We start from the raw sequence: 14500 nt of genomic DNA, 5'->3' as shown, positions 1-14500 counted from the left end.
ATGGCCACCGCTTTCACTCTAAAGTTCGCCTGCGACGACCGGCCCGGCATCGTCAGCCGGGTCACCACGGGCCTCGCCGCGATCGGCGGCAACATCCAGGAGGCCAGCCACTTCAACGATCAGCTCACCGGCCGGTTCTTCTGCCGACTCGCCTTCACCGTCCCGGCCGGAGTGACCGAAACCACCGTCCGGGAGAACGTCTCCGACGGTCTCACCCAGCTGGCAGCCACTTGGTCGGTGACCGGGGACCGGTCCCGTATGCGGGTCCTCATCATGGCCTCGAAGCTCGATCACTGCCTCGCGGACCTGCTCTACCGGTGGCGTATCGGCGAGTTGCCGATGGATGTGGTCGGCGTGGTGTCCAACCATCCCCGCGAGGTCTACCAGCACATCGACCTGTCCGACGTCCCGTTCCATCACCTGCCGGTGACCAAGGAGAACAAGCCGGAGCAGGAAGCCAAACTGCTCGCGATCGTCGACGAGTATGAGGTCGACCTCGTGGTCCTCGCCCGCTACATGCAGATCCTGTCGGACGAGCTGTCCGCCAGCCTGGCAGGCCGCTGCATCAACATCCACCACTCGTTCCTGCCGGGCTTCAAGGGCGCCAAGCCCTACCACCAGGCGTACGAGCGCGGGGTGAAGCTGATCGGGGCGACAGCGCACTACGTCACCGGCGACCTAGATGAGGGCCCGATCATCGCCCAGGACGTCGAGCCCGTCACCCACCGGGACACGCCCGAGCAACTGGTCCGCAAGGGGCGGGACATCGAGCGGCGCGTGCTGGCCAGGGCTGTCCGCCATCATCTGGAGAGCCGAGTGCTCCTCAACGGACGTACGACCGTGGTCTTTCCGGACTGACGGTTCCGTTGCGGGCGCCGCCTGGAGCAGCGCCCGCAACAGTCCGTCCTGGCCTCCGAGCAACGGCAACGCGGTGCAGCCGTGCTCCTGGCAGAGGCGGTGGAAGGTCTCCTCCGTGCGACGTCGGCGACCATCCGCCTCGGGACGACATCGCCTTGCTGCTATCCCACACGGGCGCGGTGCCGCCGGAGAACGTCGCGACGTGGGAGTTCCCCGCGGACCCGGCCGTCGTGGCCGACGCCCGTGATGCGACCGCCTGCCAGCTCGCATCGTAGTGCGGGACACCGGGAGCATCCGAGCGAAACTGACGACTGCTGCGACGGTGACGACGACGTGCATCACCATCAGAGGCGGCACCCCAGGAGGCGCCGAGCCCGACGCGTCGAGAACTCCGGGGCTCCGCCATCGTGACGTTGCAGGTGAGGCGGGTGGCGTATTCACGCAGATCGCGGGCGGCTGCCGACGCTCTCGATCACCGGTCGTAAGTTGATCTCGAGGTGCGTCAGTAAGAGGAGCGCGCGCAGGAGGTCGGTGGCGCGGGCGGGGTCGGTGCCGAGCTTGGTGAGCGTGTGACTCGCCTTGACGTCGGCGAAGATGTGCTCGACGGGAGCGCGACCGGCGGCCAGGAGCCGGTTGGCGTCCTTCTGACCGTCGGTGAGCTTGCGCGCGCGGGTGGCCTTGTAGGCGGTGACGACGACCGGGGCGTCGGTGTTGTCATCCAGGTCGAGGAAGCCGAGGTCGGCCAGGGCGCCGAGGCCAGCGGCCCGCAGGTGTTTGAGGATGGGGTCGAGGCGAGCGGCGGTGATGTCGTGGGTGTGTCCGGGGCGGGCCGCGAAGATCCAGTTCAGGCGGCCCTGCTCGTCGGTCAGCGCGAGGAAGTGCAGGCCGTGACCTCGGTGCGTTCCCGAGTAGTTGGGCCGGTTGTCGCGTTCCGCTGCGGCGCACGGTGGCCACCAGGGTGCCGTCAATCAGGACAACCTCGCCGCCCCGCTTGGCGCTCGGGCAGTCGCCTATCAACCGGTTCGGACAGTCGGGACACCGAGGCCTTGGCGAACTCGGCGAGCACACTCACGGTGCAAGTCATCCGCGATATCCCGGTCCTCTAGAGCAGGCGGCAGACGGTGTCCGTGAAGTAGGGAGTGAAGCGGGTCATGACGTCAGGGTCGTGGCCGGCCACGACCCTGACGCCCTGCTGTTCCAGCTCCCGGATGCGGTCGTAGGCCCGGTACATCGCGGGCACGTCGGCCACGATCCCGAAGGGACGGTCCCGTTCGTACTCCTCGTACGTGTGGATCGCGTCGGAAGCCAGCGCCACGGTGCCGCCCGCCCCGCGCACCAGGACGACGAGCTGGCCGGGAGTGTGTCCGCCGACCTCCAAAAGCTCGACGCCCGGAGCCAGTTGATACGTCTCCTCGACGAGGGTCAGCCTGCCCGTCGTGCGCAGACTCGAGAGATGGCGGAGTTCCGCGGTCTCCGTGGGGATCGCGAAGTGCCCCCGGACCGCGAACGGCCCCTGCCAGAACTCGTGTTCGCGGCGGCTCATCACCACCTCGGCGGAGGGGAAGCGGGCGAGGTTGCCGATGTGGTCGTAGTGGGCATGCGTCACGACCACCGTGCGCACCGTCGACGCGTCCACGCCGAGTCGGCCCAGCAGTTCCATCGGATCGGCCAGGACCTCGCGTCCCCGACGCCTGCCTACCTCGGGGGCGAAGCCGGTGTCGACCACGATGGTTCCGGCGGGGCCACGGATTACCCAGAAGTAGTAGTCCATCGTGACGTCGTCGTCGGGCTCGCCGTATCCGGCGTAGTTCAGGTAGAAGGCGCTCCGCCGCAGCCTGTGACGGCCGAAGCGGACGGCGAAGGCCTCCCAGGAGTCAGTCACCGACGTGCGAGGCGGCGCGGATGCTGACACCGTGACGTGCCTCCAGCGGGCGGACGATCTCTGTGTGGTCGGCATCGGGCGCCAGTTCGGCAGCCAGTTCGCGCCAGCGTGCCTGCACCGCCTCGGCGAGCGGCAGCTCGACGGCCAGGTCCTTGCCGAGCAGAGTGGCGATTCCGACGTCCTTCGCCATGAGCGCCGCGGTGAAGCCGGAGTCGAAGGTCCCGGTCAGCACGAACTTGGGAAACTTGGCCTCGGTGGAGCCGCTGCGACCACTCGCCGAGTTGACTACGGCGAGTGCGGTGGCCGGGTCCATGCCGAAGCGTGTCGCGACGGTCATGGCCTCTGCGGTGATGAGCATGCTGCACGCCGACATCAGGTTGTTCAGCGCCTTGATGACGTGTCCGGCACCGACTGGGCCGACGTGCACGATCGACGAACCGAGCGGTTCGAGGAGCGGCCGGACCCGCTCGTACTGCTCCGCCGTCCCACCCACCATGAGGGTCAGCGTGCCGGCCACGGCACCGCCGACGCCGCCGGAGACCGGCGCGTCGACGAGTTCGATGCCCGACTCGGCCAGACGCGGGGCGAGTCGGCGTGTGCGGCCCGGCTCGGAGGAGCTCATGTCGATGATCCGCCTGCAGCGGGCGCCGGACCGCACGGCGGCGGCGATGCGCTCAGCGACCTGGTCCACGATGTCGCTGTTGGGCAGCATCAGGATGATGTCCTCGGCCGCGTCCGCCAGTTCGTCGACCGACGCCACCGGGGTCAGTCCGTCCGCCGCGAGAGCGACCCGGAGCCGTTCGTCGACGTCGTAGCCGTGGACGGCGTAGCCGGCCGAGACCAGGCGTCGGGCCATCGGGGCGCCCATCTTGCCGAGTCCGGCAAGGGCGGCGGCCCGCGTCTTCTCGGGCAACTCACTCATCTCCCAGCTCCGCGATGACCTGCTGCGCGGCGCGCGAGGCCTCCAGCGCGGCCGGGACCCCGCAGTAGATGGCCGCCTGGAGCAGCACTTCCTGGATCTGCTCCACGGTGCAGCCGTTGTTGAGCGCTCCGCGTACGTGCAGCCGCAGTTCGTCGGGCTTGCCCAGCGCCGTCAGCATCCCGATGTTGAGCAGGCTCCGGGTGGCCGGTTCGAGGCCGGGACGAGTCCAGACCGCTCCCCAGCAGTACTCGGTGACGAGGTCCTGGAGCGGCCGGCTGAAGGGGCTCGCGTTGGCGCGCGAGCGGTTGACGTGCTCGTCGCCGAGCACTTGACGCCGCATGGCGTCACCCGCGGCCAGCCGATCGGTCGTATCCATGTGAGCAGTCACGCCAGTGCCTTCCGGTCAGCGGTTCGATGGCAGCACGATAACCGAGACCTGGACTGAAAGCAGATAGCAGCTGTCAGACAAAGCGCGAAAGATGTCACCTAGCGGCTGTCGGACAGCTGCGGACCTCACGTATCCTCGGCGCATGACCGACATGCAGGTGCAACGACATGCCCCCATCCGCGAGCAGGTCGCGAACATCCTGCGGGACGCCATCGTCGATCAGCGGCTGACACCCGGGCAGCTGCTCGTCGAACGCGAGCTGTGCGAGATGACCTCGGCCAGCCGCGCCTCGGTGCGCGAGGCTCTACGGCAGTTGCAGGCCGAAGGGCTGGTCGAGTCGCACAACGGCCGCGGTACCAGCGTCACGGTCATCTCCACCGCGACCGCCCGGCACGTCTATCAGGTGCGGTCATCCCTCGAGGGACTGGCCGCCCGGCTCTTCGCCGAGCACGCGAGCGACCAGGACCGGGCCGCCTTCCGGGCGGCCGTCACCGAGCTGGCCGAGGAGACCGCGAAGGGTGCGGACGCCGCCGCTCTCCTGAAGGCCAAGTCCAGGGCGTACGACGTGTTGTTCCGGGGTTGCGGCAATCCCGTCCTGCACCAGACCCTGCAGACGCTCCAGCATCGCGTGACCCGGCTGAGGGCGCTGACTCTCGCCCAGGAAGGCCGGGCGGAGCGCAGCGCGGACGAGGTGACCGCGATCGCGGACGCCGTCGACGCACGCGACGGAGAGGCGGCCCAGGCCGCCGCCATGACTCATGTCGAGGAGGCCGCGCGCGTCATGCTCGCGGCCGCCGAGGGCCCGCCTTCGCACTGAGTCCGGAGCGGGGCCCTGTCGTGGCCCCTTGCACCCACCCATTGTCTGACAGCTGCTAGCTGTTCTATACATAGCCGAACGCATGAATCGTGAAGAAGGGTGCACCACATGACTTTCACAGTGGCGGGAATGCGCACTCCGCCGACGACCTACGCATGGAGCCGCTTCGGCGCCCCCGAGTACACCGACTGGCTCGACGAGTCGATGTCGTGGAAGGAGACCTGCTACATCGGCGACTGGTCGTTCCTGTGGCAGCACCGGATCAGCGGACCGGACGCGATCAGGCTGCTGGCGGACACCTCGGTGAACAGTTTCTCCGTGTTCCATCAGGGGCAGTCGAAGCACGCCATCCACACGAACCGCGACGGCAAGGTCATCCACGAGGGGATCGTCACCAAGTTCGGCGACGACGACTACGTCATGCACGGCCGCGGTGGCTTCTGGGTGAATTACCAGCTGTCCAAGGGTGGGTACGACGCGAAGATCACCCAGGAGGACTGGTTCATCTTCCAAGTGTCGGGTCCCAACGCGGTACGGGTGCTCGACCGGCTGGCCGGGGAGAACCAACTCCGGGACACCAAGTACATGCATGTCACCCCGCTCAGGATCGCGGGACACGACATTTGGGCCCTGCGCCAGGGCATGGCCGGGGAAATCGGTTTCGAGCTCCAGGGGCCCCGCGAATTCGGCGACAAGGTGCATGCCGCGGTAATGGAGGCGGGGCAGGAATTCGGTATTCGGCGGCTGGGCGCCCGCGTCACGATGATCAATCACCTGGAGGCCTGTTTTCCCACGATCGCCACGGATTACATTCCGGCGATCTTCGACGAGGACATGGCCGAGTACCTGGAAATCTTCCGGAGTTCGATGCCCGCTTACGCGCAGCCGGCATATATCGCGGGGAGTTTCGACGGCAGAGACATTTCGGAGTACTACCGCAGTCCTGTAGAGCTCGGCTGGGGCAGGAACATCAAGTTCGACCACGACTTCCTGGGGCGGGCCGCGCTCGAACCGGAGAAGGCGCAGCCGAGACGGGTCATACGCACGCTCGAATGGGACGCGGAGGACATCGAGGACGTCTATGCGTCACTGTTCCGGCCCGGCGCCAACTACCCGTTCATGGACATGCCCCGGGACCAGCGCGGGTTCATGTGGGCGGACAAAGTGACAGCAGACGGCGACCTCGTCGGCGTGGCCACCTCACGCGGTTACAGCTACTACTTCCGCAAGATGCTCTCGCTGGCCACGATCGAGGTGGCGCACGCGGACATCGGCACCTCGCTCACCGTGCACTGGGGCAATCCGGAGGGGCCTCAGAAGCCCATCCGCGCCACCGTCGCACCGGCTCCCTACAAGCAGGACCGGAGCCGGATCGATCTGCATTCCGCCTGAGCCCAGACAGCCATTGCGCCGCCAAGGCCCACCCTGCCCCGGGTGGGCCTTCGTCGTTGCGTCCGTCCGCCGTACCCGTCCGCGCCGCGGAAACGCGGCGGAAACAGGTAGCCGGATCAGGTAGTTCCCCGCGTTTACCCACCGGACCCCGCGCGGCAGGCTGCGACCACTTCGGAAAGAGGTGCTCATGCCTGGACTCACCGGCTCAGCCGCCGTGGCCGACCCGCGCTTCCGCTCGTGCGAGCGCGCGCTGTTCGGTCACCCAGGCGGCGATCTGGGCACGCGAGGTGAAACCCAGCTTGCCCAGGATGCGCTGGACGTGGCCTTCGGCGGTCCGGGTCGAGATGACCAGCGCGGCCGCGATGTGCTTGTTGCCCTGGCCGCCAGCCACCAGTTGCGCCACTTCCCACTCCCGCTTCGACAGCGCCTCCGGAACGTCCGGGGCGGAGACAGGGGCGCCTGCGGGCATACGGCGTCCGCCGGCGACGACCTCGGCCGCCTGAACCAGCGTCAGCGCCCTTCCCTCCTCGATCAGTTCGACGAAAGCGGCCCCGCCCAGCGCGTCGCGGACGTCGTCGACGCAGCCGCGCCGCAGTTCGTCGAGGACCGTGAACGCGGGGAAGCGGTGGGTCTCGGCGGCACCCATGAGGAGCGCGGCTTCCTTGTGGCGTCCCGTCGAGGCGAAGTACAGCGCGGCACTCTGCACACAGGAGCCCATGCCGAAACGGTCGTCGAACCGGCAGGCCAGCTGGGCACTGTGCTTCTGGGCGAGACGCGCGCTGAGGAAGCTGCCGTGCTGCCACTCGGCCAGTGCCGTCGTCCACTGGATGTAGCCGAAACCCCAGTTCTCGCTCGAGGCTGCGGGCATGGCGAGGAACTCCTCGCAGTACCCTCGGCCACGCTCCCAGTCGCCGTTCAGCGTCCAGGCCATGCCGAGCAGGCACAGCGTCTTGCCGGTGCTCATCCTGCTTCCGGACACCCGGAACGCGTCGAGCGCGAGGTCGAGCTTTGCGCAGGCGGTGGCGAGGTCGCGCTGGTGGATAGCCAGGAGCCCTTCGACGAACCGCAGATTTCCTGTGACGGAGGGGTCCGCGAGCTCGGCCGCCGTCGCGTTCGACGCTGCCAGCAGATCGTCGGCGCTGTCGCCACTCATGACGGCGAGATACGCGGCGACCGTGAGGGCCAGCGCGCGGCCGGGCGTCGGCTCGGACGGTGCGATGCCCAGACCTCGTTCCAGCCATGCGCGCCCCTCGGCGACCAGGCCGGTCATCACCCAGTGGTACCAGAGGGCCGCGGCCAGCCGGAACCCGTCCTGCGCCCGCTGCTTGTCCTCGAAGCAGTAGTCGAGCGCCGCGCGGATATTGGCGTGGTTGCCGCGGACCTGGCCGATCCAGTCCTGAGAGCGCTCGGTCAGCAGACCGTCGGAGGCCTGGCTCGCGAGCCAGAGGCACCACTGCACATGGCGTCCGCGCAGCCGGTCCCACTCTCCCGGCTCTCCCGCCCCGGTCACCCGTTGCAGCGCGTACTCGCGCAACAGACGGGGGAGTCGATACCACGACCCGCCGGTCCGCTCCTCACGGACGAGCACCGACTTGTCGATCAGGCCGGCCACGAGGTCGAGCACCCGCTCGTCGGAGATGACCTCGTCGGTGCACACGTGCTCGACCGCGGGGAGGCCGAACCGGCCGGTGAAGACCGTGAGTCGTTCCCACAGCAGCTGTTCCTCGGACGAGCACAGCGCATAGCTCGACTCGACCAGCGCCTGCAGCGTCCGCTGCCGCTGCGGAGCGCCCCGCTTGGCGGAGACCAGCACGCGGTAGGCGTCGTGGAGACGGCCGTCGAGTTCGTCGAGCGCCAGGACGTCGAGGCGATCTGCGGCGAACTCGATCGCCATGGGCAATCCGTCAAGGCGTCGGCAGATGCGTGCGATTGTAGCCAGCCGGGCGTCCGAGTCGACGACGTCGGCCCGCACGGCGGCAGCGCGTTCCACGAAGAGCGCCACCGCGTCGTATCCCATGAGTGCGACGGCCTCGGCTTCCGGCTCGTCCGCGGGCGGGACCGGCAGCGGGCCGACGGCCACCACGGCCTCACCCTCGACGTGGAACGGCCGGCGGCTGGTGCTGAGCACCTTGAGGCCGGGCGCGGCACGCAACAAGCTGGCGACGAGCCTCGCGCACGCGTCGACCACGCCGTCGCACCCGTCGAGCAGCAGCAACGCCTGCTTGGCACGGAAGTGGTCGGCCAGCCGGGCCTCCAGGGGGGCGCCGCCGTCGTCACGCAGCCCGAGGCCGAGCAGCACGGTGGACGGCAGGAGGGCACCGTCGGCGAGATCGTCGAGCTCGATGAGCCATGCCCCGTCGGCGAAGGAGCCGGACACCTCTGCGGCGACCCGACGGGCCAGCCGCGTCTTTCCGACACCCCCGGTGCCGGTCACCGTGACCGCGCGAAAGCGTTCCAGCGTTTTTTTCAGAGTGGGCAGCTCCGCCCGGCGGCCGACGAAACTCGTCACCTCGGCGGGCAGATTGCCTCGTTGCAGTCGTGCCACAGCCGCACCCTAACGAATTGTTTCGGACAGATGAAGAGCCGCAGACAAAAGAATCCGTCTCTCCGCGGCAACCTCGGTTACCCGGTTCACAGAAAAGGCCGGCGGACGCCATGAATTTCCGTGGCCCGAAGGGTTTGCCGATCACCGATCGATGTCTGGTGATGGGCATCGTCAACACCACGCCGGATTCCTTTTCCGACGGCGGCGACTGTCTCGACCCGACGCGAGCAGTCGAGAGAGGACTCGCGCTCGTCGCCGCGGGCGCGGACATCGTCGACGTGGGCGGTGAGTCGACCCGGCCGTCCGCGCGGCGCGTCCCGGAGTCGGTGGAGCTGGAGCGCGTCCTGCCGGTCGTGCGCGGCCTCGCCGCGTCCGGCGCCGTGGTCAGCGTCGACGCCATGCGCGCGCGGGTCGCGGCCGCAGCGGTCGAGGCGGGCGCCTCGCTCGTCAACGACGTGAGCGGTGGGCTCGCGGACCCCGACATGGCACCCGTCGTCGCCGAGGCGGAGGTGCCGTATGTCGCGACGCACTGGCGTGGAAACAGTGCACATATGCAGAAGCAAGCGCACTACGACGACGCCGTGGCGGAGGTGATGGCCGAACTCGGCGGACGCCTCGCCGTCCTCGCCGACGCGGGGGTCCACCCCGACCGCGTCGTGCTCGACCCGGGCCTCGGCTTCGCCAAGACCGCCGAGCACAACTGGGAGATCCTCCGCCGCCTGCACGAGGTGCGGGCGCTGGGACGTCCACTGCTGGTCGGAGCGTCACGGAAGTCCTTCCTGGGCGCACTGCTCGCGAAGGGCGGCCCACCGCCGCCGCCTCTTGAGCGCGACCGGGCCACGGCCGCAGTGTCCGCCCTGGCCGCGGCGTCCGGCGTCTGGTGCGTCCGGGTGCATGACGTCGCCTCCACCGCGGACGCGGTCCGGGTGGCGCGACAGTTCACACATTTCACATCCGCACATATCCATAGTTCATCCCTGAGAAAGGCACTGGCATGACGACGGTTCCCCGCGGGACGACCCCGGCCGCGCTCGACAAGGCGCTCGCCGCCTTCACCGCCGAACTCGGCGACGCCGCCGTGATCAGTGAACCCTCGGCTCTGCGCGAGTTCCGCGACCCCTACACCTACCGGGAGTCCGACGAGTTCGACGCCTCGGCCGCGCTGCTGCCCACCAGTACCGAGCAGGTGCAGGCCGTCGTCCGGATCGCCAATGAGCACGGGGTGCCGCTGTCGACGTTCAGCCAGGGCCGTAACAACACCTACGGCGGCCCGGCCCCGCGGCTGCGCGGCAGCGTGCTGGTGAACCTGCGGCAGATGAACAAGATCCTAGAGATCAACCACGATCTCGCCTACGCGGTCGTCCAGCCGGGCGTGCGCTGGCAGGACCTGTTCGACGGTCTGCAGAAGGACGGCGGCGACCTGTGGACCTCCATCCCGGACCTGGGATGGGGTAGTGTCATCGGCAACTCCCTAGAGTACGGCATCGGTTACACGCCGTTCGGCGACCACGCGCGCAACCTCTGCGGCCTCGAGGTGGTCCTGCCCGACGGGTCCCTGCTGCGCACCGGCATGGGCGCGATGGAGGGCAACCCGGCCCGGTACACCTACCCGCACAGCTACGGCCCCTCCTTCGGCGGGTTGTTCCAGCAGTCCAACCTCGGCATCGTCACCAGCGCGGGCTGGTCGCTCATGCGCCGCCCCGAGACCTACGCGGCCTGCTGGGCCCGCTTCCACGGCTACGAGACCCTCGGCAAGGTCGTCGACGCGCTGCGCGGGCTCATGCTCGACCGCACGATCGAGAACCTGCCGATGCTCAACCGCGGTGTGGAGATCGACGAGAGCGGCAACTTCTTCCTCGACCCCGACAGCGACGGCTGGTCGGCGCGCTTCGCCCTGTACGGCCGGACGGCGATGGTCGACGCCCAGTTCGCGGTGATCGAGGAGACGCTGCGTGCGATACCGGGGGTGGAGGTCGTCCGCCGCACCTTCGACGCCACGGACCTTGCCGGGCCCGCGAACCACGACGAGGGAGTCCAGCGCGGCATCCCGGACATGGACCTGCTCGACCCGAAGATGCTGCCCTACGGCGAGGTGACGGGCCACCTCGACTTCTCGCCGGTCGGCCCGTGCCAGGGCGACGCGGTGGTCCGCGCGGAGAAGCTCATCCGCTCCCTCTACGCCCGGCACGGCCACACCTACGTCAACGGCCTGTACCTCACCCCCCGCAGCGCGCTGCACATCAGCACCACCTTCTTCGACCCCCGCGACGAGGAGCAGACCCGCGGCGTCTACGAGGGGTACACCGACCTGGTCAAGGAGCTGGCCGCGATCGGCTACGCGCCGTACCGCACCAACCTCCAGCACATGGATCTTGTGGCGGAGCAGTTCGCGTTCGGCGACCACGCCCAGCGCAGGCTGGCCGAGACGATCAAGGACGCCATGGACCCGAACGGGATCCTCGCGCCCGGCAAGTCCGGGATCTGGCCGAGTCGGCTGCGCGACCGCGCCTGAATCACCGCGCGCGACCGCGCCCGAACCACCCTCATCGACAGTCAAGGAGGACCGTCATGTCCGTCGACGTAACCGAAACCGACGCCAAGGTCACCCGGCCGGCGCCGGACGCCGGCTTCCCGCAGTCCGCTTCGCCGACCCAGGACCTGGGGCGACTGCTCATCCGCTGCCCGGACCGGCCCGGGGTGGTGTCCGCCGTCAGCACCTTCCTCACGGAGGCGGGCGCGAACATCGTGTCGCTGGACCAGTACTCCACGGAGCCGGTCGGCGGCATGTTCCTGCAGCGCACCGCCTTTCGCCTGCCCGGGTTGAGCGCCGCCTGCGCCGAGTTCGAGCGGGAGTTCGGCGAGACGGTGGCGGCCGATTTCGGGATGGACTTCCGGCTGACGGAGGCGTCGAAGCTGAAGCGGGTCGCGATCATGGTGTCGAAGACCGACCACTGCGTCCTGGACCTGCTGTGGCGCAACCGGCGCGGCGAGCTCGACATGACCGTGGCGATGGTGATCAGCAACCATCCCGACCTCGCCGACGAGATCCGCCCGTTCGGTGTGCCGTTCATCCACACCCCGGCCACCCGCGACAACCGCGCTGAGGCCGAGCAGCGCCAGCTCGAACTCCTCAAGGGCAACGTCGACCTGGTCGTCCTCGCCCGCTACATGCAGATCATCACCCCGACCTTCCTCTCGGAGGTCGGAGCGCCCCTGATCAACATCCACCACTCCTTCCTGCCCGCCTTCATCGGCGCGGCCCCCTACAGGCGGGCTAAGGAGCGGGGCGTGAAGCTCGTCGGGGCAACCGCGCACTACGTGACCGAGGACCTCGACGAGGGCCCGATCATCGACCAGGACGTCGTACGGGTCAGCCATCAGCACACCACCGCCGACCTCGTGCGCCTGGGTGCCGACGTGGAGCGGGCGGTGCTGTCGCGCGCGGTGCGCTGGCACTGCGATGACCGCATCGTCCGGCACGAGAACCAGACCATCGTCTTCTGAAGCCCGCTGGGAGATACGACAGTGACAAAGCCGTCCACCGACGTTCTGGTCGTCGGCGCGGGTCCGGTGGGCCTACTCACCGCACTCGGGCTCGCCCAGGCGGGACTGAACGTGACCGTGCTCGAACGCGACTCCGCCATCGGCGACTCGCCGCGGGCCATGACCTATCTGTGGTTCGTCCTCGACGGACTGGCCGAACTCGGGGTCCTTCCCGACATGGAGCGCGAAGGCGTGCGCTCCCTCGACGGGCTGACCCTGCGAGTGCTGCGCACCGGCGAGGTCATCGAGTGGGGCAAGGTCTCGCTGGAGGAGACCACCGGGCGCCCGTACAACAACATCCACCTGGGCCAGGACCGGCTCGGCGAGATCACCCTGCGCCACCTTGAGAAACAGCCCGGTGTCTCGGTCCACTGGAACACCGCCGTCACCGGACTCGCCCAGAACGACGACGGGGTCCGCGTCACCGCCGACGGCCCGGACGGGCCCATCGAGTACACCGCCTCCTGGGTGGTCGGCACCGACGGCGCGAGCAGCACCGTCCGCAAGTCCCTGGGCCTTGGCTTCGACGGCATCACGTGGCCGGAGCGGTTCGTGGCGACCAACGTCCGCTACCCGTTCGACGCGTACGGGTTCAACGACGCCAACATGGTCGTCGATCCGCGGTACGGCGCGGTTGTCGCGAAGATCGACGACGAGGGCCTGTGGCGGGTGACGTACGCCGAGGACGCCGACCTGCCTGCCGAGCAGGTCCTGGAGCGGATGACCGCCTGGTTCGATGCCTTCCTGCCCGGCTCCAAGGATTTCGAGCTGGTGCATCACTCGCCCTACCGGCTGCACCAGCGGTCCGCCGAGCGGTACCGGGTCGGCCGGGTGCTGCTGGCCGGGGACGCCGCGCACGCCACCAACCCGACCGGCGGCCTGGGCCTGACCTGCGGCCTGCTCGACCTGTACGTGTTGTACCCGGCGCTGGCTGCCGTCGTCCGCGGGGAAGCTCCTGCCGACGTGCTCGACCGCTACGCCGAGGACCGGCGGCAGAAGTTCCTGGACATCGCCTCGCCCATGGCCAGCCAGTTCAAGCGGCTCGTCTACCACTCGACGGATCCGGCGAAACTCGACTCGGACCTGGCCGGGCCGCGCTCCGTCGCGGGTGATCCGGAGAAGGTCCGCGCCGCCCAGCTCGGCATGGCACAGCTGCGCTCCCCGCAGCTCGTTCCGGTGGAGGCGTCATGAGCCGGGGCTTTCGCTGGGTGGGAGGCAGCCGCACCGACACCCCCATGGGCAGAGGACTCAGCGGCGCGATGTACGTCGAGTGGGAGAAGCCGGAGGGGCCCGGCAGCTCCACCCCGGTCGTGCTCGTCCACGGCGGTGGCGGTCAGGGCACCGACTGGCTCGGCACCCCGGACAGTCGCCCCGGATGGGCCCCGCTGCTGGTCGAGCGGGGCCGGTCGGTGTACGTCGTCGACCGGCCCGGATACGGGCGCGCGGCAGGCACCGCCCCGGAAGGCGAGAAACGCGGACCCGCGCCGACGCTGGAGATGACGGCGGGGATCTTCGCCGCCGGCGCCGACCCCCGGCACACCCAGTGGCCGGGGCCGGGCGGGCCCGACGACCCCGCGGTCGTCAATCTCGCGGCGAGTTCTGCGAGCGTCCCGCTGGACCAGGCAGCCGCCCAGCAGCGGGACGGCGACCGGTTGATCGAACTGCTGGAGAGCATCGGCCCCGCCGTGCTGATCACCCACTCCCTGGGGGCACCGGCCGGCTGGCTGGCCGCCGCCGCCCGCCCGGACCTGGTCAAGGCCGTGGTGGCCCTCGAACCGCCGGGACCGCCCTTCCTGAACGCGCCGCAGATGGGCCTGTCCCTGGACTGGGGACTCACCTCCGCTCCCCTCCCCTACGAACCGGCCGTGAGCGCTCCGCAGGAGTTGCGCGAGGGGTCGACATGGACCGTTCCGGGGCTGCGGGGGCTGCCGGTGGCCGTCGTCGAGGCCGAGGCCTCGCCGCTGGGAGGGGGCGCGGGGGCCGTCGCGGACTACCTGCGCCAGGTGGGAGCGCGCGCCGACCACATCCGGCTCGCCGACCACGACGTGCGCGGCAACGGCCACGGCATGGTCCTCGAACTCAACAACCACGACATCCTCGACGTCGTCCTGCGGTGGCTGGACTCCGTCGGTCTCTCCTCATGAAAGGCGCTC

At 69.2% G+C, this 14500-nt stretch carries 13 protein-coding genes; 8 read left to right on the top strand and 5 right to left on the bottom strand.

Annotated elements, in window-relative coordinates; translation table 11 throughout:
• Window positions 1-858 carry a formyltetrahydrofolate deformylase gene (gene purU, locus ACYUED_RS37520; RefSeq protein ID WP_046915478.1) on the top strand — a complete coding sequence of 286 codons (858 nt, stop codon included), beginning with the start codon at window positions 1-3 and terminating at the stop codon, window positions 856-858.
• A gap of 437 nt (window positions 859-1295) precedes the next feature.
• Here the strand turns inward: purU (ACYUED_RS37520) and ACYUED_RS37515 are convergent, their stop codons facing one another.
• The 4 genes from ACYUED_RS37515 to ACYUED_RS37500 form a co-directional block, all read right to left on the bottom strand.
• Entirely contained in the window at window positions 1296-1826 is a 531-nt protein-coding gene (locus ACYUED_RS37515; RefSeq protein WP_491288940.1) for a transposase family protein, read from the bottom strand.
• Window positions 1827-1960: 134 nt separating this feature from the next.
• Window positions 1961-2740 carry an N-acyl homoserine lactonase family protein gene (locus tag ACYUED_RS37510; RefSeq protein WP_189786275.1) on the bottom strand — a complete coding sequence of 260 codons (780 nt, stop codon included), beginning with the start codon at window positions 2738-2740 and terminating at the stop codon, window positions 1961-1963.
• Entirely contained in the window at window positions 2733-3662 is a 930-nt protein-coding gene (locus tag ACYUED_RS37505; RefSeq protein ID WP_046915477.1) for an NAD(P)-dependent oxidoreductase, read from the bottom strand. The genes ACYUED_RS37510 and ACYUED_RS37505 overlap by 8 nt, the downstream gene beginning before the upstream one ends.
• Window positions 3655-4038: a carboxymuconolactone decarboxylase family protein gene (locus ACYUED_RS37500; protein ID WP_046915476.1), complete on the bottom strand. Its 384-nt coding sequence runs from the start codon at window positions 4036-4038 to the stop codon at window positions 3655-3657. The genes ACYUED_RS37505 and ACYUED_RS37500 overlap by 8 nt, the downstream gene beginning before the upstream one ends.
• Window positions 4039-4192: 154 nt before the next feature.
• On the opposite strand from ACYUED_RS37500, the gene ACYUED_RS37495 reads away from it, so the two are divergent.
• Window positions 4193-4867, top strand: coding sequence for a GntR family transcriptional regulator (locus tag ACYUED_RS37495; RefSeq protein WP_046915475.1), 675 nt, complete (start codon window positions 4193-4195; stop codon window positions 4865-4867).
• A 108-nt stretch (window positions 4868-4975) separates the two neighbouring features.
• Window positions 4976-6259, top strand: a complete 1284-nt coding sequence (locus ACYUED_RS37490) for an aminomethyltransferase family protein (protein WP_208921468.1) — start codon at window positions 4976-4978, stop codon at window positions 6257-6259.
• 205 nt (window positions 6260-6464) lie between these two features.
• Here ACYUED_RS37490 and ACYUED_RS37485 read toward each other — a convergent pair whose 3' ends face one another.
• Complete coding sequence (locus ACYUED_RS37485; RefSeq protein WP_046915474.1) at window positions 6465-8804, bottom strand: ATP-binding protein; 2340 nt, start codon at window positions 8802-8804, stop codon at window positions 6465-6467.
• 110 nt (window positions 8805-8914) lie between these two features.
• Between ACYUED_RS37485 and folP the strand changes: the two genes are divergently transcribed.
• Genes folP through ACYUED_RS37460 form a run of 5 tightly spaced genes read left to right on the top strand, consistent with a single transcriptional unit; the run spans window position 8915 to window position 14491 of the window.
• The gene (folP, locus tag ACYUED_RS37480; RefSeq protein WP_046915473.1) at window positions 8915-9802 is read left to right on the top strand and encodes a dihydropteroate synthase; all 888 of its coding nucleotides are present in this window, start codon (window positions 8915-8917) and stop codon (window positions 9800-9802) included.
• Window positions 9799-11316: an FAD-binding oxidoreductase gene (locus ACYUED_RS37475; protein WP_046915472.1), complete on the top strand. Its 1518-nt coding sequence runs from the start codon at window positions 9799-9801 to the stop codon at window positions 11314-11316. The genes folP and ACYUED_RS37475 overlap by 4 nt, the downstream gene beginning before the upstream one ends.
• A 56-nt stretch (window positions 11317-11372) precedes the next feature.
• Window positions 11373-12308 (top strand): formyltetrahydrofolate deformylase, encoded by a 936-nt coding sequence (gene purU, locus ACYUED_RS37470; RefSeq protein WP_078907531.1) that lies wholly within the window; start codon window positions 11373-11375, stop codon window positions 12306-12308.
• A gap of 21 nt (window positions 12309-12329) precedes the next feature.
• On the top strand, window positions 12330-13538 hold the full coding sequence (locus ACYUED_RS37465) for an FAD-dependent oxidoreductase (protein ID WP_046915471.1): 1209 nt from the start codon (window positions 12330-12332) through the stop codon (window positions 13536-13538).
• Window positions 13535-14491, top strand: coding sequence for an alpha/beta fold hydrolase (locus tag ACYUED_RS37460; RefSeq protein WP_063778527.1), 957 nt, complete (start codon window positions 13535-13537; stop codon window positions 14489-14491). Before ACYUED_RS37465 ends, ACYUED_RS37460 begins: the two co-directional genes overlap by 4 nt.
• The last annotated feature ends 9 nt before the right edge of the window (window positions 14492-14500 follow it).

The organism is Streptomyces sp. DF42, assembly GCF_058267695.1.
This window is presented reverse-complemented; position numbering and strand designations above follow the sequence as displayed.

Coding starts and splice junctions, on each gene's coding strand:
- purU (WP_046915478.1), top strand. CDS start 1: ATGGCCACCGCTTTCACTCTAAAGTTCGCCTGCGACGACCGGCCCGGC.
- ACYUED_RS37505 (WP_046915477.1), bottom strand. CDS start 3,662: ATGAGTGAGTTGCCCGAGAAGACGCGGGCCGCCGCCCTTGCCGGACTC.
- ACYUED_RS37500 (WP_046915476.1), bottom strand. CDS start 4,038: ATGGATACGACCGATCGGCTGGCCGCGGGTGACGCCATGCGGCGTCAA.
- ACYUED_RS37495 (WP_046915475.1), top strand. CDS start 4,193: ATGACCGACATGCAGGTGCAACGACATGCCCCCATCCGCGAGCAGGTC.
- ACYUED_RS37490 (WP_208921468.1), top strand. CDS start 4,976: ATGACTTTCACAGTGGCGGGAATGCGCACTCCGCCGACGACCTACGCA.
- folP (WP_046915473.1), top strand. CDS start 8,915: ATGAATTTCCGTGGCCCGAAGGGTTTGCCGATCACCGATCGATGTCTG.
- ACYUED_RS37475 (WP_046915472.1), top strand. CDS start 9,799: ATGACGACGGTTCCCCGCGGGACGACCCCGGCCGCGCTCGACAAGGCG.
- purU (WP_078907531.1), top strand. CDS start 11,373: ATGTCCGTCGACGTAACCGAAACCGACGCCAAGGTCACCCGGCCGGCG.
- ACYUED_RS37460 (WP_063778527.1), top strand. CDS start 13,535: ATGAGCCGGGGCTTTCGCTGGGTGGGAGGCAGCCGCACCGACACCCCC.